Origin of the sequence: Phycicoccus sp. Root101, assembly GCF_001426245.1 — a bacterium.
GTDB lineage: Bacteria > Actinomycetota > Actinomycetes > Actinomycetales > Dermatophilaceae > Pedococcus.
On the sequence record NZ_LMCM01000011.1, the window covers coordinates 53,752 to 71,686 of the forward strand.

Below are 17,935 nucleotides of genomic sequence, written 5' to 3' on the forward strand. Positions count from 1 at the left end.
CAGCCTCAACGCTCCCTCAGGTTCGGGCGTTCCCTGGTCAGCCCAGCAGGCCGAGCACCAGCTGGGGCAGCACGCTCGCGGCGACGAGGACCCCTCCCGACAGGATGAGGGCGGCCAGGGCGGGCCGTGGGACTGGTCCTCCGAGGAGCTCCTCGACGGGACCTTCGTCGCCGTCACCGGCACCCTCCGGGTCCCCAGCACCCCGACCGACCGGCGCGGGATCGCGCAGCAGCACCGCGAACCACCGCAGGTAGACCGCGATGCCGAGGACGGCGTTGGCGACGGCGACGAGGGCGAGCACCCACTGCCCGTCCCCGACCACGGGACGCAGCGCGACGACCTTGGCCACCAGCCCGAGGACGCCGGGCGGCAGCCCGGCGAGGGAGAGCAGGGCCAGCCCGAGCGCACCGCCCAGGAGGGGTCGTTCCCGCAGCAGACCCGTGTATGCCGCGAGCGTCCGGCCGCGGGACGGTCCGTCACCGCCGTCGGGGGTGGCGGTCGGGGCCGACCGCGCGACGAGGTGGACCACGACGAACGCCACGAGCGTGGCGACGACGTAGGCGAGGAGGTAGGCGCCGGAGGCCTGGTCGGCCTGCGTCGTCGCGACCGACAACGGCAGCGCCACCCAGCCCGCCTGGGCGACGGTCGACCACGCGAGGAGCCGGACCGGGTCGTCCTGGACGAGGGCGACGAGGTTGCCGACGGTCATCGACACCGCGGCCACGATGCCCACGACGACGAGGACCGGGGCTGCCCCGGAGCCGTGGCCCGAGCCCGCCAGTGGGCGCAGGACGACGAGCAGGGCCGCCAGCGCGGCGACCTTGGACGTGGCCGCGAGGAACGCGGCGACGGGCTCGGTGCCGCCGGCGTAGGCCTGGGGCGTCCACACGTGGAACGGCACCAACGAGAGCTTGAAGCCGACCCCTGCCAGCAGGAGCAGCAGCCCGAGGAGCAGCACGGCACGCCGCTGCGGATCGGCGAGCGCGGTCGCCACGGCCGGTCCGGAGAAGACCGCGGCCCCGGTCGACAGCAGCCACAGGGCCGCACCCAGGACGACGAGGGCGAACGACACCAGCGAGGTCGTCAGCAGGGCCAGGGCGCCCCGTCCCGCGTCCGGGGTCGCCCGCAGCGCGACGAGGGCGATGGCGGGCAGGGTCGCCAGCTCCAGGCAGACCAGCCACGAGCCGAGGTCGTGGGCGGCGGCGACGCCGGTGGCCCCGACGGTGGCGGCGAGCAGGAGCGCCACGAGGACGGCTGGCCCTCCCCGCAGGGGCTGGTCACGGGTCCCGGACCGCGGCGGCCACACGAGGAGCAGGACGACGAGGGCGGCGAGCAGGGCCCCCACCTGCAGGGCGCCGACGACCGGTCCTGCTTCGTACAGGCAGCCGTCGGGCGCGGGCAGGCACAGCGAGCGCCGTGGCACGTCGGTCGACCCGAGGGCCGCGGGGAGAGCCAGGGCCGCACCGACGAGCAGGGCGAGCACCCCGACGACGGCGTGCAGCCGCGCGACCCTGGGGGCCACGGCGTCGGCGACGAGCACGACGACGGCACCCGCCGCCGGCGCCAGGACCGGGCCGAGCACGGGCCAGTCGAGGCTGGCCACGGTGCTCACGGCCCGGCTCCGACCAGCGTGCTCACGGTGTCGTGCGTCAGGGACAGCAACGGACCGGGGACGACACCGAGGACCACCGTGAGCAGGACGAGGACGACGACGACGTCCCACTCGCTGCCGCGGGTGTCCTCGATGGGCGGCGAGGTCCGGTCGCCGGCCCACACGAGTCGCGCCACCCGGAGCGCGTAGGCGGCGGCGAGCACGGTGCCGAGCGCGGCGACCACCGCGACGGCGCGGAAGAGCCCGAGCGACCGGTCGTCGCCCGGTGACCACGCGGCATACACGGACAGGAACTCGCCCCAGAAGCCGGCCAGGCCGGGCAGCCCGAGGGAGGCGGCCAGGCCGAGGATGAGCGCGAAACCGAGGCGAGGCGCGACCTCGCGCACCGCGGCTCGAGCGGTGTCGAGGTCCGCGCTCCCCCAGCGTTCCTTGAGGCCGCCGACGACGACGAACAGCAGGGCTGAGACGACGCCGTGGGCGACGTTGGCGAACAGCGCCGCCTGCAGACCGGTGCGCGTGCCGCTCGCGAGCCCGATGGCGACGAACCCCATGTGTGCCACCGAGGAGTAGGCGACCAGGCGCTTGAGGTCACGCTCGACGAGGCAGGCCAGGCCTCCCCACAGGATGCCGACGGCACCGAGGACGGCGAGGAACGGCGCGACCCGGGCGAACCCGTCGGGCACGGTGGCCAGCGGCAGGCGGACCAGGCCGTAGGTGCCCATCTTGAGCAGGACGGCGGCGAGCAGCACCGAGCCGGCGGTGGGGGCGGTGGTGTGGGCCGCGGGCAGCCAGGTGTGCAGCGGGAAGACCGGCACCTTGACGGCCAGGCCGGCCACGAGGAGCGAGGCCACGACGAGCTGGGTGGTCGGCGAGAGCCCGCGCCCGGCGTCCTGGGCCAGGACCCCCAGGTCGGAGGTGCCGGCCCGGGTCACGAGGGCCAGGATCCCGACGAGCATCAGGGTGGAGCCGAAGGCCGTGTAGAGGACGAAGCGTGCCCCGGCCTCGGCCCGCGCCGCCGGGTGGTGGGCGTCGCCGAAGCGCGTGATGAGCACCCACATGGGCACGAGCACCACCTCGAACGCCACGAAGAACAGCACGGCGTCGCGGGCGAAGAAGGTGGCGAGGGCACCGACCTCGACGAGCAGCAGGCAGGCGTGGAACGCGGCGCTGGTGCCGCCCACCGGAGGCCGCTCCCGGGTGTGCAGCACGACGGCGACACCCAGGAGGGCGGTGAGCAGGAGCAGGGGCGCGCTGATGCCGTCGACGGCGAGGTGCCACCGCAGCCCGAGGGACGGCACCCAGGCCCGGTCCACCTCGGGCCGCAGGACGACGCTCGCGACGACGAACGCCAGCGTGAGGACGCTGGTGACGGCGGACGTGAGGTTGGTGGCACGGTGCGGCAGGCTCCGACCGGCGGTGAGCAGCCACGTGGCCACCGCAGCCGGCACGACGAGGGCGAGGAGGATCACCGCAGCGCCACCCCCGCCAGGGCCACCGTGACGGCACCGGCGACGACCCAGGCCAACCCGGTCGCCGCCCGCTCGGCGCGGTGGGCCCGGTCGCCGCCACGCCCCGCCAGCAGGGCGCCGACGGCGGCGCCCCGGACGTACGCGTCGACGACCTCGCGGTCGAGGAAGACGACGAGCCGGGCGGTGGCGAGCACGGGCCGGGCGACGAGCACGACATACAGGCGGTCCACCCCGAAGCCGCCGTCGAAGGCAGGTTGCCGTGCTCCGACGAGGCGGGCGGGGTCCTCCCCCGCGCCGTACCGGCTGGCGGTGACGCGGCGCACCCCGAGGGCGGCACCGGCGATGAGCAGCAGGCTCAGCAGCGCGACGAACCACCCGAGGTGGCCCTCGAGGTCGATCAGCGGCGTGAACACCACGATCCCGCCGAGGACGGTGAGGACCGCCAGGACGGCCACTGCCGCCCGCACCGGCCCGGTGGCCGTGTCGGCCTCGTGGCGTGCGACGTCGGCGGTCCCGAGGTCGTCGAGGACGAGCCAGGCGCGCATGCAGTACGCCGCGGTCAGCGGGACCGTCAGCAGGCCGGCGAGCAGGACCAGCCACGCCCGGACGGGGGCGTCGGACGCGCCCGCCTCGGCAGCGGACAGGACGTGCTCCTTGGAGACGAACCCCACGAGGGGTGGCACCCCCGCCAGCGACAGCAGCCCGACGAACATGGCGGGGCGCAGCAGCAGGTGGCCACGCAGGCCCCCCTTGAGCGTGGCGGCCGCGGTGCCCCCGACGGTGACGCTGAGCCACCCGATCGTGAGGAACAGCAACGCCTTGAAGAACGCGTGGGAGTACAGGTGCAGCACCCCGGCACCCGGGCCCTCGTCGGCCGGCGCCACTGCGAGCGCCGACAGCATGAGGGCGACCTGGCTCAGGGTGGAGTAGGCCAGCAGCCGCTTGAGGTCGCTCTGGCCGAACGCCAGCAGGGCGGCCCAGACCATGGTCACGGCGGTGCTGACCGCCAGCACCCAGCGGGCCCCGTCGCTGGCCTCGAGGAGGGTGAAGAGCTGGGCCAGCACGAACGTCCCGGCCGCCACCATGGTCGCCGCGTGGATGAGGGCGGACGCGGGCGTCGGGCCCTCCATCGCGTCGGGCAGCCAGTCGTGGAACGGCACCATGCCGGACTTGCCGAGGACCCCGATGACGAGCAGCACCATGGCGACCGTCCGCAGCGTGCCGTCAGGCGCCGCGCAGGCCGCCGCCAGCGAGTCCGCGCACTCGGTGGCCGGCGCCCAGTGCGCCAGCACCGCCCGGTAGGCCGTGGAGCCGGCCCCCGCGGCGAGGAGCACCACCCCGAGGACGAACCCGACGTCGGCGAGCCGGGTGACGAGGAAGGCCTTGAGGGCGGCCCGGCGCGCGGACTCCTTGCGGCTCCAGTGACCGATGAGCAGGTAGGAGCACCAGCCCATCACCTCCCAGCCGACGAGGGTCAGCACGAGGTCGGCGGAGGTGACCACGACGAGCATGCCTGCGGTGAACAACGAGACCGTGGCCGCGAAGACGCCGTAGCGGTCGTCCTCGCGCAGGTACCAGCCCGCGAACACCTGGACCGCCCAGCCGACGACGGCGACGACGAGTGCGATCAGGGCGGTCGCCGTGGTCGCCTGCAGCAGCAAGGGGATGCGCAGCTCGCCCGCGGCGAGGGCCGGGAGGGTGCCGACGGCGCGGTCCTGCCCGGTCGTGTGCACCCCGACGAGCAGGGCGACGGCTGCAGCAAGGGTGACGAGCGACCCACCGACCGCGACCGCACGGGCGGCTCGGGGGTCCAGGCCCTCCCGTCGTCGGGCGAGGAAGAGCCCGAGCACGGCGGCGACGACCGGCACGAGCACGACCAGCCTGGCCGCGGCGGCGCTCACGAGCGGGTCCGGTCGAGGTCGATGTCGCCGCGCAGGCGGTAGACGGCCAGGACCACGGCGAGAGCGACGCACACCTCGGCCGCGGCGATGGTGATGACGAACAGGGTGAGGACGTTGCCGGCCGCCCAGCGGTCCCCGCCGGAGGCGCCGACGGAGACGAGCAGCAGGGTGGCGGCGTTGAGGATCAGCTCGACCCCGATGAGGACCAGCACCGCGTTGCGGCGGGCCAGCACTCCGTACGCGCCGAGACCGGCGAGCACGGAGGCGAGGAGGTAGGGGCCGGCGAGGTGGATCACGGGGCGCTCCGCCCCGCCTCGCGGGCTCCGCGCCCGGCGACACGGGAGACCGCCAGGGCTGCGACCAGCGCCACGAGCAGCAGCAGGGACAAGAGCTCGAACGGCCACACCCACGTGCCGAACAGCTGGCTCGCCAGCTCGGTCGTGTCGGTCTCCCGACGGGACACCGGGGCGGCGAGCGGCAGGAGGACCGCCGCCAGCATCGCGGTCACACCCGCGCCGAGGACCGCCGCGAGGACCCGGTGGAGGCGGCTCGTGGCGATCTGCGCGTGCGGCCCGATGGGGGCGCGCGTCAGCATCAGGGCGAAGAGCACGAGCACGACGACGGCACCGACGTAGACGAGGACCTGCACCAGCGCGACGAACTCCGCGCCCAGCACGAGGTAGCACCCGGCGACCGAGCCGAGGCAGACCACGAGCCACAGCGCCGCGTGGACGACGTGGCGGGTCGTCACCGCGAGCAGCCCGCTGGCCGCGGCGACGAGCCCGACCGCGGCGAACGCCACGTCGAGGCCGGTCACGCCTCCGCCTCCGGCTGCGGAGTCACCCGCGTCGGACGGGCGGCGGGGGTGCGGACGGGGCGGGCCGGCTTGTTGGTCGCGGCGATCTCGGCCGGTTCGGCGGAGTGCTCGTCGAGCGCGGGCGGTGGCGGGACCGTGGGCATCCACTGCCCGAGCCGGTCCTTCTCGTGCAGCAGGTCGCGGATGTCGAGCTCGGAGTACTCGAACTCGGGGCTCCAGTGCAGCGCGTCGAACGGGCACACCTCGATGCAGATGCCGCAGTACATGCAGAGGCTGAAGTCGATGGCGAACCGGTCGAGGACGTTGCGCTGGCGGTCGCGTCCACCCGGGGTGGTCGCGGGGATCGTCTCCTTGTGCGAGTCGATGTAGATGCACCAGTCCGGGCACTCGCGGGCGCAGAGCATGCACGAGGTGCAGTTCTCCTCGAGCAGGGCGATGACGCCCCGGCTGCGCGGGGGCAGGTGCGGCGACACGTCCGGGTACTCGGCCGTGTGCGACGGCTTCGCCAGGGTGCGTGCCGTGGTGGCCAGCCCCTTGAGGATCCCCGGTATGGCGCCCCCGCTGCTGCGCTTCGTGGGCTCCGGTGTCGTGCTCGGTGTCGTGCTGGGTGTCGTCGGCTCGGTCATGCGCTCGCCACCACCCAGACACCGGTGAGGGCCAGCTGCGCGAGGGCGAGCGGCACGAGGACGAGCCAGGCGAGGCGCTGGAGCTGGTCCTCGCGCAGTCGCGGCCAGGACACCCTCAGCCAGATGACGACCACCGCGATGACGAACCCCTTCAGCATCGTCCAGACCCAGCCGAGCTGGTCGCTGAACGGCCCCTGCCAGCCGCCGAGGTAGAGCACGGCGAACAGCAGCGACATGACGACGATCCCGGCGTACTCGCTCAGCAGGAAGAACGCGAACCGCAGTCCGGTGTACTCGGTGTAGGCGCCGAAGACGATCTCGCTGTCGGCGACCGGCATGTCGAACGGCGGGCGCTGGAGCTCTGCGACGGCGGCGACGAGGAAGACGACCGCACCGGGGAGCTGCCACAGCAGCCACCACGGGGACCAGGCGGCGGCGATGCCGGAGAGGGACAGCGACCCGGCCGCGAGGCAGACCGACGCCACGGACAGCACCAGCGGCAGCTCGTAGGACAGCAGCTGGGCGGCCGCCCGCATCGCCCCGAGCAGGGAGTACTTGTTGGCGCTGGCCCAACCCGCCATGAGGGTGCCGAGGATCCCGACGGCCGTCACCGCGAGGACGAGCACCGCGGAGGCGGGGGCGTCAGCCGCGACGACGTCGGGCGACAGCGGGATGACGGCCATGGCCACGAGGTACGGGATGAGCGCGACGGCCGGGGCGAACCGGAAGACACCCTTGTCGGCAGCGGCCGGGGTGATGTCCTCCTTCTGCACGAACTTGACCCCGTCGGCGACGAGCTGGGCCCACCCGTGGAACCCACCGGCATACATGGGTCCGAGGCGTCCCTGCATGTGGGCCATGACCTTGTGCTCGGTCTGCCCGACGAGCAGGGGCAGCACCAGGAAGGCCGCGAGCACGGCGACCGAGCGGAGCACGACCTCGAGGGCCTCGAGCGCGGTCACCGCGGACCCCACTCGGCATCGGGCACACCGGGAGCGGACACACGGCGGCGCCCGGTGGGCTTGGTGTGCTCGCTCTCGCCGGGCTCCTTGGCGCCGGGCCAGGCCTTCGAGGCACGGGCGGCCAGGACGAACGACTTGCGCAGCGGGGTCCCCTCGAACCCGTCGGGGAGGAGCAGCGGCCGCAGGTCCTGCCCGGTGCCGTCGTCGAACCCGTCGAACCCGAGCCCGAACATCTCGTGCGTCTCGCGTTCGTGCCACGCTGCGCCGCGGAAGACCGGGGTGATGCTGGCGAGCGTCCCACCATCGGGCACGCGGGTCCGGATCATGATGCGGCGCAACGACTTCGGCGTCGACCCGTCCATGAGGTGGCAGACCACGTCGAACCCGGGGTCCTCGGCCGAGTCGGTCTGGTCGACGGCAGTCAGCCAGTCGAAGAAGGTGAAGCCCTCGGCGCGCGCGCCCTCGACCGCGGAGACCCACGCCGGCGGCGACACCTCACGGCGCTGCACGGTGGCCGGGTCGTTCACGACGGGTCCCCGGTCTTCGAGCGCGGTGCGTGGACGGGAGGGGCCACGAGACCACGGGTCACCTCACCGGCGGACGCGGTGCGGTGTCCCGCGTACTTCGCCCGGATTCCCTTGGTGGACAGGGTCTCCGACGCGATCTTCTCCTGCAGCTTGATGATGCCCTGCAGGAGCGACTCGGGCCGCGGCGGGCAGCCCGGCACGTAGACGTCGACGGGGATGATCGTGTCGACGCCCTTGGTGACGCTGTAGGAGTCCCAGTAGGGGCCACCGGAGTTGGAGCAGGCCCCGAACGAGATCACGTACTTCGGCTCCGGCATCTGGTCGTAGAGCCGTCGGACGGCCGGCGCCATCTTGTCCGTCACCGTCCCCGACACGACCATGAGGTCGGCCTGACGCGGCCCCGGCGCGAACGGGATGACCCCGAGCCGGATGAAGTCGTGCCGGGCCATCGAGGCGGCGATGAACTCGATCGCGCAGCAGGCCAGGCCGAAGTTGAAGACCCACAGGGAGTAGCGCCGGCCCCAGTTGAGCACGACGCGGATCGGCTGGGGAGCGTGCTCGTTGCCCGCGCCGACGCGCGGCATGGGCAGGGCGACCCTCGTGGACTCGGACATCACAGCCACCTCAGCAGACCGCGGCGCGCGGCGTGCACGAGTCCCACCAGCAGGACACCGATGAAGACGGCGATCTCGACGAGCGAGGCGGCCCCGAGGTCGGCCGAGCGCAGGACGAGCGCCCAGGGGAACAGGTAGACCGCGTCGACCGCGAAGATGACGTAGAGGAACGCGTAGACGAAGTAGCGGATCTGGGTCTGCGCCCAGTCCTGCCCGACCGGGTCGACGCCGGACTCGTAGGTCGTCAGCTTGGCCCTGGTCGGGGCGCTCGGCGCGAGCAGCAGCCGCGCCCCCATGGCCGCCACGAACAGCAGCAGTCCGACCACGACCACTGCGGCGACGACGACGTAGGGCGACACGTGGGCAGCCTAGTGGCCGGGCCCCCGCAGGCGGTGGCGCGGCATACGTCGTCGGTGGGGTGTCGGGAAGCGCCGTCCGCACCTAGCGTGGACCCATGGCGCGGATCCCGCTCTTCCCCCTCGGCACCGTCCTCGTCCCGGGGGCCTCCCTGCCGCTGCAGATCTTCGAGCCGCGGTACGTCGTCATGCTCAGCGACCTCGTCAACGCGATGGAGGTCCCCGAGTTCGGGGTGGTGGCGATCCGGCAGGGCAACGAGGTGGGTGTCGGCTCGGCCCGCGACCTGCAAGAGATCGGCTGCCTGGCCCGGGTCCTGCAGGCTGCCTCCATCGGCGACGGGCGGTACCTCGTGGTGAGCACGGGGACCGAGCGGTTCCACCTCGACGCCCTCGCCGACACGGGTTCGGCCTACCTCACCGGCGAGGTGACGGTCCTCGAGGAGCACCCGGGCGACGCGCAGGAGGTGGCCGAGCTGGTCACGCGCCTGCACGACGCCCTGAACCGCTACGCCAGGACCCTGGGGGCCGAGGTGCCCGACTGGCCGCACGACCCCGTCGAGCTGTCGCACACCGTCGGCACCGCCGTCGGGCTCGACCTCGGCGACCGGCAGCGGCTGCTCGCCGCCCCCGACACGGAGACGCGGCTGCGCCTCGGCCTGCGCCTGGTCCGTCGGGAGCAGGGGCTGGCCCAGACCCTCGGCGTCGTCCCGCCGTCGCCGGACCGCCCCTGGAACCTCAACTGACGCGGGGCGCCCCGCGGAAACCCGGTGGCGGGTGTCCCACCCGTGCGACAGGGTCGGGGCATGACACCGGACGACACCCCGAGCGCGTGGGACGAGCGCACCACCCTCCTCACGATGCTGCAGTACACCCGTGACGTCGCCGCCGGGAAGGCCCGCGACCTCGCCACCCACCACGTCGGCGCCGCACCCCTGCCGGGGTCGCCCCTGATGTCCATCGGCGGGGTGATCAACCACCTGCGCTGGGTCGAGCACTCCTGGATCGAGAACCGGTTCGTCGGTGGCCCCGACCTCGGGCCGTGGACCGCGACCGAGCCGGACCGCGAGTTCACCGTGGGTGCCGAGACGCCGATCGCCCAGACGCTGGAGGAGTATGCCGCGCAGGCCGTCCGCACCGACGCCCTGATCGCGGACCTGCAGCTCGACGACCGCTCGGTGACCCCGTTCCGGGGTGGTGACCACCCGACCCTGCGCTGGGTCATCCTGCACCTGATCGAGGAGAACGCCCGGCACAACGGCCACCTCGACCTGCTGCGCGAGCTCGCCGACGGCCGCACCGGCGACTGAGCGTCCCTGCTTCTCCCGACCGGCGCACCCTCCGCGCAAAGCGGGTGTCGTTCGGCACCACGGCAGTTATTTCCCACGGTTTCGCCGAACGACACCCGCTTTGCTGGCGAGTCGTCGCGGTGACCGAGAACGTCCGGGTCCTGCCGCTGCGTCAGTCGTCGAGGCGTTCGAAGGCGGGGGCGTAGCGGAAGGGACCGGAGAGTCCGTCGCCCCAGGCGTGCAACCGGCGGAGCAGGAAGTACTGCGGCCCCCAGTCCTGAGGCGGCGTGATGCCGTGGTCGACGGCCGGTCCGAACCCGAACCTCGGGTAGTAGGTCGGGTGGCCGAGGAGCACCACCGCCGGCTCGCCCAGCGCGTCTGCCGCGCCGAGCGTGGCGTGCACGAGGGCCGAGCCGATGCCGACCCGCTGGACCTCGGGCAGGACCCCGAGGGGACCCAGCGCGACCAGCACCGGCTGGTCTGCGACGAACGCCCGGCTGATCGCCACGTGCCCCGCGACGGCCCCATCGACCTCGGCCACCAGGCAGCACTCCCCGACGAGGTCGCCGTCGGCGCGAAGGTCGTCGACCAGGTCGGCCTCGAGGGTCCCCTCGCGAGCCGGCGCATCGTCGGTGGCCGGCTTGGCGAATGCCGCGAGGTGCACCGCCCTGATCGCGTCGGCGTCGGACGGCAGCTCGCGGCGGATCAACATGCACGCGACCCTAGCCACGCGCACGGTCGCGCCGCCTCCCGATTTCCGCACGCGCCATACGCTGCACGCGGTCCCGACACCCCACAGAGGCGGCACACTCCCGTGAGTTTGAAGCGCTGAGCGCGCTCTGGCGCAGGACGGGCTTCAAACTCGAGGGAGCCGGGAGCCGGGAGCCGGGGAGCCGGGAGTCAGGGCGCCGAGAAGTCGGGAGTCAGGGCGCCTTGGGGAGGGCGGCGTAGCTCGAGGGCCAGGGGACGTAGTCGTCGGCGGCGACGAGGTAGCCGTCGTCGTCGAGCGTCACGGGGACCGGGTCGATGATCTCGAACCCGTCGAAGCCCTCCGGCTCGACGTTGCGGAAGCCGATCAGCGCCCACGAACCGTCCCGCCGTTGCACCAGCGGCGCGGCGAACAGGTGGGGCTCCGCCGTGAAGGGACGGGCGGAGTCGATGTCCCAGGGCCCGAGCGGCCCGGGTCCGGGGACCGACCACGTGCAGTACTCGCCCGTGCGGGCCTTGCGCTCGGCGGTCATCTCCTGCGGGTGGCACGTGAAGACCAGCACCCAGCGGCCGTCGATCTGCTTGTCCTGCAACACCTCCAGCTGCCCGAACCCTGCGCCCGGCTCGCACAGCGGCGGCTGGAGGGTCCACCTCTCGAGGTCGGGGCTGGTGGCGTGGGCCACCACGCCGTCGTCGTTGCGGGCAGCCTCCCGGGCCCGGGCGGCGAGCAGGAGGTGCCAGCCGTCGCCGTCGGCATCGGCGAACACCAGGGGGTCCCGCCACGTCTCGCTCGCCCCCTCGAGGTCCGGGCCCTGCGTCGGCGCCGGCGTGTTGGCGAGGTTCTTGTACCAGCGCCCGTCGACGCGCAGGGCGGGCTCGGAGGAGACCCGCTCCCAGTGGTGCAGGTCGTCGGAGACCGCTGAACCGATCCGCTGGTCGTAGACGTGGTGCCCCGAGGTCGAGACCGCCGTGTAGAACATCCGCCAGCGCTCGCCGTCGCGCACGACCGACCCGGTCCAGATCGCCAGGTCGTCGAACCCGGTCTCCGCCGGGCCGAAGCACTCGCCGAGGTAGTCCCAGGTGACGAGGTCCCGCGAGGTCGCATGGCCCACCGTCGCCGCGGTGTGCCGCTTGCCCGGGTCGACCAACGACCTCGGCGCCTGGAGGAAGAACAGGTGGTAGAGGTCGCCGTCGTCGGCGATCCAGGAGTCCCAGACCCAGTGGTCTTCGAGCCGAAGCATGCGCCGAGTGTGGCAGCCCCGCGCGCGTCTGGCACGGCGTTGCCCGCGCCTCGGTCAGACCCCGTCGACCGTCCCGCCGGCCCGCCAGTAGCGGCCGTCGCGCCGGTCCATGAACTCCTCCTCGACGAGGTACCGCCGCAGCGCCGCGACGTCGTCGTGGAACGCCCGCAGCGTGGCGTTGACCTCGGTCTCCTCGTACACCTCTCCCACGGCGAACTCCTGCGCGATGAGGTCGAGCACGACGAGGCGCTTGGCGATCTTCGTCGGGATCGACACGAGGCTGCCGTCGGGGCGCACGAACGCCCGGAGCACGGCGTCGCGGTTCCTCAGGGCGTCCTGGAGCGCCGGTCGGTCCATGCCCACCACCCTAGGCAGCCCTCACCGCAGCCGCTCGCGCAGCCCCAGCACCGCCTCGGCGGTCGCGTCGGGCTCCGAGAGCAGGTGCAGGTGGTGGCCCTCGACGACGTCGACCGGCCAGCCGGCCCCACGGGCGAAGGTGAGCTCCTCGGCATACGTCCCACCGAAGCCGAGGTATGCCGCGGGCAGGGCCTCCCAGCCCCCCGGCACCTCCACCGGGGTCGTGAACCACGACGGCGGGAGCCGGGGTGCCCCGTCGGTCACGCGTGAGAGCCAGTCCTCCGACGGGAAGAGCGGCCCGACGTCGGCGGGGTCCCACCACAGCGGCCACGGCGGGAGCAGGCCGTCCACCTTCGGCAGCCCGGCGACGAAGTCCGCGAACGCCGGGGGCGCCAGCACGGTCGTGGGCCCGGGCGCCAGGGGCAGGGCCGCGTCGACGAGGACCACGGCACCGACAGGGACCGCTGCGTGCAGGGCCGGGACGAGGTACCCCGCGTTGCTGTGGGCCACCAGGAGGGACGCCCCGGACGAGACGAGCTGGTCGACGAACCCCGCCAGCACCGCCGCCGGGGTCAGCACGCCGTCGGGCAGGTCCGCGACCGCCGTCGACGCACCGCGGGCGTCGAGGGCTCCCGCCAGCGGGCCGTAGGCCACCGGCCCCAGCAGCGGGCTGGGCAGCACGAGCACGTCGACGGACACGTTCGGCACGCTAGCCCGACGTGGGCGGTGACAGCGCGGGAAACGCGCACCGTCCCGGGTAGCCGTGGCGAAATGCGCTTGAAACACTGCCTTGGTCTACTGACCGCCAGAGACCGACCACGACACCGAGGAGGCTGCCGTGCACCTGTCCCCCGCGGACACCGAGAAGCTGCTGCTGTCCGTCGCCGGCATGGTCGCCCGCGACCGGCTGTCGCGCGGCGTCCTGCTCAACCACCCCGAGTCGGTCGCCCTGCTCTCCACGTGGGTCATCGAGCGCGCCCGCGAAGGCGCCCTGGTCGCCGACCTCATGGAGGAGGGCCGGGCGGTCCTGCACCGCGACCAGGTCATGGCGGGCGTGCCGGAGATGATCGCCGACGTGCAGGTCGAGGCGACGTTCCCCGACGGCCGCAAGCTCGTCACCCTCCACCACCCGATCGCCTGACCGAGACAGCCGAGAGCAGGAGATCCGTTGAGCAGCAACAGTTCCGGACCGGGAGCGGTCCGGGTGAAGCCGGGCACCGTCACCATCAACGCCGACCGCACCGAGGCCGAACGCCTCAGCCTCGTCATCGTCAACACCGGTGACCGCCCGGTCCAGATCGGGTCGCACCTGCACCTGCCGGACAGCAACACCGCGCTGTCCTTCGACCGCGACGCCGCCCACGGCTTCCGTCTCGACATCGCGAGCGGCACGTCGGTCCGGTTCGAGCCCGGCGTCAGCCGCCAGGTCGACGCCGTGGCCCTCAAGGGCCGCCGTCGGGTGCCGGGCCTCCAGGTCGACGGCCGCACCGACGGCCGGGCCGGCGAAACCCACGAGCGCGCCGAGGGAGGTGCCCACGATGGCTGACCTCGACCGCGAGCGGTATGCCGCGCTGTACGGCCCCACGACCGGCGACCAGGTCCGCCTCGGCGACACCGACCTGTGGGTCGAGGTCGAGGACGACCTGACCTTCGGTGGCGAGGAGGCAGTTTTCGGTGGCGGGAAGTCGATCCGCGAGTCGATGGCCCAGGGACTGCTCACCAACGCGGACGGCGCGCTGGACACCGTCATCACGAACGCGATCGTCCTCGACCACTGGGGCGTCGTCCGGGCCGACGTGGGCATCCGTGGCGGCCGCATCGTGGCGCTGGGCCGCAGCGGCAACCCCGACATCGCCGACGGCGTGCACCCCGACCTGGAGATCGGCCCGGGCACCGACGTCATCTCCGGCGAGGGACGGATCCTCACCGCGGGTGGCATCGACCTGCACGTCCACTTCCTGTCGACCAGCCAGGTGCACGAGGCGCTCGCCGCCGGGCTGACCACCCTGGGTGGTGGCGGCACCGGGCCGTCCGAGGGTTCCAAGGCCACCACCGTGACACCCGGTCCGTGGCACCTTCAGTCGGTGCTGCGCGGACTCGACCACCTGCCCGTCAACGTGCTCCTCATGGGCAAGGGCAACACGGTCAGCGCCGCGGGGCTGCGCGAGCAGGCCCTGGCCGGCGCCGCGGCGTACAAGGTGCACGAGGACTGGGGCAGCACCCCGGCAGCCATCGACGCGGCGCTGCGCGCGGCCGACGAGTTCGGGCTGCAGGTGACGCTGCACAGCGACAGCCTCAACGAGGCGGGCTACGTCGACTCGACGCTGCGGGCGATCGGCGGGCGGAGCATCCACGCGTTCCACACCGAGGGCGCCGGTGGCGGCCACGCCCCGGACATCATCACCATCGCGAGCCACGCCAACGTCCTGCCCGGCTCGACGAACCCGACGCTCCCCCACACCGTCAACACCGTCGCCGAGCACCTCGACATGCTCATGGTCTGCCACCACCTCAACCCCGCGGTGCCGGAGGACCTGGCCTTCGCCGAGAGCCGGATCCGCGCGACGACCATCGCCGCCGAGGACCTCCTGCACGACCTCGGGGCCCTGTCGATGACCAGCTCGGACGCCCAGGCGATGGGCCGCATCGGCGAGGTCGTCACGCGCACGTGGCAGGTCGCGCACGTGATGAAGGCCCGCTACGGCGCGCTCGGCGCCAGCCTCCCGGCCGACAACGAGCGGGCCCGCCGCTACGTCGCGAAGTACACGATCAACCCGGCCGTCGCGCACGGCATCGACCACGAGGTCGGCTCCGTCGAGCCGGGCAAGCTCGCGGACCTCGTGCTCTGGGACCCGAAGTTCTTCGGGTGGCGTCCGGACCTCGTCATCAAGGCGGGCGCGATCGTGTATGCCGCCCTCGGCGACCCGAACGCGTCCATCCCCACCCCGCAGCCGGTGCTCATGCGTCCGGCCCTCGTCGGCGAAGGCGGTGCGGGAGCGGACCGGTCGCTGACCTTCGTCGCCCCCGCGGCCCTGGAGGCCGGGCTGGCCGAGACGTTGGGGCTGCGGAGCACCCTCGTCGGGGTGCGGCCCACCCGCGACGTCACCAAGGCCGACATGGTCAACAACAGCGCCACGCCGGCGATCGAGGTCGACCCCGAGTCGTTCGAGATCCGCGTCGAGGGAGAGGTCGTCACGCCGTCGCCCGCGACGGAGCTCCCGCTGGCCCAACGGTATTCGCTGTTCTGATGCCGAGTTCGCCTTCGCAGGTACCGGCCGTCGGGCCACCCGTCCTCCCCCACCCCGAGTTCGCCGCGATGATGCTCGCCGACGGCCGGCTCCCCGTTGGTGGTCACACCCAGTCCTCCGGCCTCGAACCCGCCCTGCTCGGCGGGCTGGCCGAGGGCGACGTCCCCGCGCTGGTGCGGACCCGCCTGCGCACGGTGGTCCGCGTCGAGGCCGCCGTCGCCGTCGTTGCCCGCCACCACGTCCTCGCCGGGCTCCCCCTGCAACAGGTGCAGGACGCGTGGGCCGCCCGGACCCCCAGCGAGGTCTCGCGGGCCGCCTCGGTCGCGGTGGGACGCGGGCAGCGACGACTCACCCTGCGGCTCTGGCCCGGCTCGGCAGCCGCCGCCGCCCTCGAGGACCTGCGCCTGCCGTCGAGACCGGTCGCCGTCGGGGCGATGGCTGCCGCAGCAGGTCTGGACGCTGCGCGCACGGCCCGGCTCGTCGCCTACGACGACGTGCAGACCCTCTGCGCCGCCGCCCTCAAGCTCTGCCCGCTCGACCCCTCGGACGCGACCGCGTGGCTGCTGGCGGCAGGCGGTGACGTCGAGGCCGTGGTCGCCGCGGTCGCGCACCTCACCGAGCCCGGCGCCATACCTGCTCCGGCTGCCCCGCTGCTCGAGCAGTGGGCGCACCACCACCCGACCCACCCACGGAGGTTGTTCAGTGCCTGAGGCCAGCCCGTCCACCACCCGCGCCCTGCGGCTCGGCGTCGCCGGGCCCGTCGGCACCGGCAAGTCCTCGCTCATCGGCATGCTCTGCCGCGAGCTCGGCGACACCCTCGAGCTGGGGGTCGTCACCAACGACATCTACACCGACGAGGACGCCCGCATGCTGCGTGCCGCAGGAGTGCTCGACCCCGAGCGGATCCGCGCGGTCGAGACCGGCGCCTGCCCGCACACCGCCATCCGTGACGACGTCAGCGCCAACCTGCTCGCCGTCGAGGACCTCGAGGCCGACTTCGCACCGTTGGACCTCGTCCTCGTGGAGTCCGGTGGCGACAACCTCACGGCGACGTTCTCGCCCGCCCTGGTGGACGCGCAGCTGTTCGTCCTCGACGTCGCCGGGGGCGGGGACGTCGTGCGCAAGGGCGGCCCCGGCATCTCGCGGGCCGACCTGCTCGTGGTCAACAAGACCGACCTCGCGCCGTACGTCGGGGTCGACGCCGAGCTCATGGCCCGCCAGGGCCGCGAGGCCCGGGACGGGCGGCCGGTGATCGCCCTGTCCCGCCACGACCGCGCATCGGTCACGGCGCTCACGGACTGGGTGCTCGGGGTGCTGGACGACCACCGCAGCGGGGGCCACATCCCCGTCGACCCGGGCCCCATGGCCCCGCACTCCCACGCCGGCGGTGAGGGTGCCCACACGCACTGACGTCCGTACCGCGCGGGTCGCCCTCCTCCCCACCGACAGCCACCCGGGAGGAGGGGCCCGCCTGGAGCTGCGCGGCGGCCTCGTCTCCCCGCGGGTCGTGCGGCAGGGGGCGGCGAGCGCCGAGGTGGCCCTCATCGCCACGACCGCGACTCTGCTCGGGGGCGACGAGCTGCGCCTGGCCGTCGAGGTCGGGCCCGGCCTGCGCCTCGACCTGCGCGACGTCGCAGGCACCGTGGCGTACCACGGGCGGGGGCTGCGGTGCCTCGTCGCGGTGTCGCTGACCGTCCACCCGGGTGCCGTCCTCGTCTGGGCCGGCGAACCGCTCGTCGTGTGCGACGGGGCGGAGGTCGTGCGCACCCTGGACGTCGACGTGGCCGAGACGGGCCGGTTGCTGCTGCGCGACCGCGTCGCCCTGGGCCGCAGCGGCCAGGTCGGTGGCGACCTCACCTGCCGGACGACCATGGCGTATGCCGCGCGGCCGGCCCTCGTCGAGGAGCTCACCCTCGGCGGCACGTCGACCGTGGGTGGCGTCGGCGTCCTCGGAGGTGCCCGCGTCGTCGACTCCGTCACCGCCCTCGGCTGGCGTCCCGACACGGGGGTGACGCCGCCGGCGGACCCGGCTCCGCGCCATACCGAGGGCGCCCCGGGGGCGCGTGCCACCGTGTTCAGGCTGCACGAACCTGGTGTGCTGGCGCGCCGGCTGGTGACCGACGCGCACGACTCGGACCTGCCCGGGACCTGGGCACGATGGGCCGCCCAACTCCCGTCCCTTTGACGGAGGAGACGTGCTGCGGCCCGGCG

The 17,935-nt window shown here is 73.6% G+C and carries 22 protein-coding genes; 8 read left to right on the forward strand and 14 right to left on the reverse strand.

The window, feature by feature from the left end:
- Positions 1 to 37 precede the first annotated feature (37 nt).
- Genes ASC58_RS19755 through ASC58_RS19800 form a run of 10 tightly spaced genes read right to left on the reverse strand, consistent with a single transcriptional unit; the run spans position 38 to position 8,887 of the window.
- The gene (locus tag ASC58_RS19755) at positions 38 to 1,612 is read right to left on the reverse strand and encodes an NADH-quinone oxidoreductase subunit N (RefSeq protein WP_056920489.1); all 1,575 of its coding nucleotides are present in this window, start codon (positions 1,610 to 1,612) and stop codon (positions 38 to 40) included.
- Entirely contained in the window at positions 1,609 to 3,081 is a 1,473-nt protein-coding gene (locus tag ASC58_RS19760) for a NuoM family protein (RefSeq protein ID WP_056915529.1), read from the reverse strand. Before ASC58_RS19760 ends, ASC58_RS19755 begins: the two co-directional genes overlap by 4 nt.
- On the reverse strand, positions 3,078 to 4,982 hold the full coding sequence (locus ASC58_RS19765; protein ID WP_056920490.1) for an NADH-quinone oxidoreductase subunit L: 1,905 nt from the start codon (positions 4,980 to 4,982) through the stop codon (positions 3,078 to 3,080). The genes ASC58_RS19760 and ASC58_RS19765 overlap by 4 nt, the downstream gene beginning before the upstream one ends.
- On the reverse strand, positions 4,979 to 5,278 hold the full coding sequence (gene nuoK, locus ASC58_RS19770) for an NADH-quinone oxidoreductase subunit NuoK (protein WP_056915531.1): 300 nt from the start codon (positions 5,276 to 5,278) through the stop codon (positions 4,979 to 4,981). Before nuoK ends, ASC58_RS19765 begins: the two co-directional genes overlap by 4 nt.
- Positions 5,275 to 5,799 (reverse strand): NADH-quinone oxidoreductase subunit J, encoded by a 525-nt coding sequence (locus tag ASC58_RS19775; protein ID WP_056920491.1) that lies wholly within the window; start codon positions 5,797 to 5,799, stop codon positions 5,275 to 5,277. Before ASC58_RS19775 ends, nuoK begins: the two co-directional genes overlap by 4 nt.
- Positions 5,796 to 6,425: an NADH-quinone oxidoreductase subunit I gene (locus ASC58_RS19780; RefSeq protein WP_056915533.1), complete on the reverse strand. Its 630-nt coding sequence runs from the start codon at positions 6,423 to 6,425 to the stop codon at positions 5,796 to 5,798. The genes ASC58_RS19775 and ASC58_RS19780 overlap by 4 nt, the downstream gene beginning before the upstream one ends.
- A complete protein-coding gene (gene nuoH / locus ASC58_RS19785) occupies positions 6,422 to 7,387 on the reverse strand; it encodes an NADH-quinone oxidoreductase subunit NuoH (protein WP_056920533.1) in 966 nt (321 codons plus the stop codon). The genes ASC58_RS19780 and nuoH overlap by 4 nt, the downstream gene beginning before the upstream one ends.
- Positions 7,384 to 7,914: an NADH-quinone oxidoreductase subunit C gene (locus ASC58_RS19790; RefSeq protein ID WP_056915534.1), complete on the reverse strand. Its 531-nt coding sequence runs from the start codon at positions 7,912 to 7,914 to the stop codon at positions 7,384 to 7,386. Before ASC58_RS19790 ends, nuoH begins: the two co-directional genes overlap by 4 nt.
- Positions 7,911 to 8,528, reverse strand: coding sequence for an NADH-quinone oxidoreductase subunit B (locus ASC58_RS19795; RefSeq protein WP_056915535.1), 618 nt, complete (start codon positions 8,526 to 8,528; stop codon positions 7,911 to 7,913). The genes ASC58_RS19790 and ASC58_RS19795 overlap by 4 nt, the downstream gene beginning before the upstream one ends.
- Positions 8,528 to 8,887 carry an NADH-quinone oxidoreductase subunit A gene (locus ASC58_RS19800; protein ID WP_056915536.1) on the reverse strand — a complete coding sequence of 120 codons (360 nt, stop codon included), beginning with the start codon at positions 8,885 to 8,887 and terminating at the stop codon, positions 8,528 to 8,530. Before ASC58_RS19800 ends, ASC58_RS19795 begins: the two co-directional genes overlap by 1 nt.
- A gap of 95 nt (positions 8,888 to 8,982) precedes the next feature.
- On the opposite strand from ASC58_RS19800, the gene ASC58_RS19805 reads away from it, so the two are divergent.
- Positions 8,983 to 9,627: an LON peptidase substrate-binding domain-containing protein gene (locus ASC58_RS19805; protein ID WP_056920492.1), complete on the forward strand. Its 645-nt coding sequence runs from the start codon at positions 8,983 to 8,985 to the stop codon at positions 9,625 to 9,627.
- 60 nt (positions 9,628 to 9,687) lie between these two features.
- Positions 9,688 to 10,191, forward strand: coding sequence for a DinB family protein (locus ASC58_RS19810; protein WP_056920493.1), 504 nt, complete (start codon positions 9,688 to 9,690; stop codon positions 10,189 to 10,191).
- Between the two features lie 151 nt (positions 10,192 to 10,342).
- Here ASC58_RS19810 and ASC58_RS19815 read toward each other — a convergent pair whose 3' ends face one another.
- The 4 genes from ASC58_RS19815 to ASC58_RS19830 form a co-directional block, all read right to left on the reverse strand.
- Entirely contained in the window at positions 10,343 to 10,882 is a 540-nt protein-coding gene (locus ASC58_RS19815) for a GNAT family N-acetyltransferase (RefSeq protein ID WP_056920494.1), read from the reverse strand.
- A 211-nt stretch (positions 10,883 to 11,093) separates the two neighbouring features.
- Positions 11,094 to 12,119 carry a glycoside hydrolase family 68 protein gene (locus ASC58_RS19820; protein WP_056920495.1) on the reverse strand — a complete coding sequence of 342 codons (1,026 nt, stop codon included), beginning with the start codon at positions 12,117 to 12,119 and terminating at the stop codon, positions 11,094 to 11,096.
- Between the two features lie 54 nt (positions 12,120 to 12,173).
- The gene (locus ASC58_RS19825) at positions 12,174 to 12,476 is read right to left on the reverse strand and encodes a DUF2087 domain-containing protein (protein WP_056920496.1); all 303 of its coding nucleotides are present in this window, start codon (positions 12,474 to 12,476) and stop codon (positions 12,174 to 12,176) included.
- Positions 12,477 to 12,497: 21 nt separating this feature from the next.
- The gene (locus ASC58_RS19830) at positions 12,498 to 13,175 is read right to left on the reverse strand and encodes an alpha/beta hydrolase (RefSeq protein WP_157598585.1); all 678 of its coding nucleotides are present in this window, start codon (positions 13,173 to 13,175) and stop codon (positions 12,498 to 12,500) included.
- Positions 13,176 to 13,314: 139 nt separating this feature from the next.
- On the opposite strand from ASC58_RS19830, the gene ASC58_RS19835 reads away from it, so the two are divergent.
- Genes ASC58_RS19835 through ASC58_RS19860 form a run of 6 tightly spaced genes read left to right on the forward strand, consistent with a single transcriptional unit; the run spans position 13,315 to position 17,909 of the window.
- Positions 13,315 to 13,617, forward strand: a complete 303-nt coding sequence (locus ASC58_RS19835; protein ID WP_056915543.1) for an urease subunit gamma — start codon at positions 13,315 to 13,317, stop codon at positions 13,615 to 13,617.
- A 27-nt stretch (positions 13,618 to 13,644) separates the two neighbouring features.
- Positions 13,645 to 14,022, forward strand: coding sequence for an urease subunit beta (gene ureB / locus ASC58_RS19840; protein ID WP_056920498.1), 378 nt, complete (start codon positions 13,645 to 13,647; stop codon positions 14,020 to 14,022).
- A complete protein-coding gene (locus ASC58_RS19845; RefSeq protein ID WP_056920499.1) occupies positions 14,015 to 15,724 on the forward strand; it encodes an urease subunit alpha in 1,710 nt (569 codons plus the stop codon). Before ureB ends, ASC58_RS19845 begins: the two co-directional genes overlap by 8 nt.
- Positions 15,724 to 16,434, forward strand: coding sequence for an urease accessory UreF family protein (locus tag ASC58_RS19850; protein WP_200947888.1), 711 nt, complete (start codon positions 15,724 to 15,726; stop codon positions 16,432 to 16,434). The genes ASC58_RS19845 and ASC58_RS19850 overlap by 1 nt, the downstream gene beginning before the upstream one ends.
- Complete coding sequence (gene ureG, locus ASC58_RS19855) at positions 16,427 to 17,134, forward strand: urease accessory protein UreG (RefSeq protein WP_056920500.1); 708 nt, start codon at positions 16,427 to 16,429, stop codon at positions 17,132 to 17,134. The genes ASC58_RS19850 and ureG overlap by 8 nt, the downstream gene beginning before the upstream one ends.
- Positions 17,118 to 17,909 (forward strand): urease accessory protein UreD, encoded by a 792-nt coding sequence (locus ASC58_RS19860; protein WP_056920501.1) that lies wholly within the window; start codon positions 17,118 to 17,120, stop codon positions 17,907 to 17,909. The genes ureG and ASC58_RS19860 overlap by 17 nt, the downstream gene beginning before the upstream one ends.
- Positions 17,910 to 17,935: the final 26 nt, after the last annotated feature.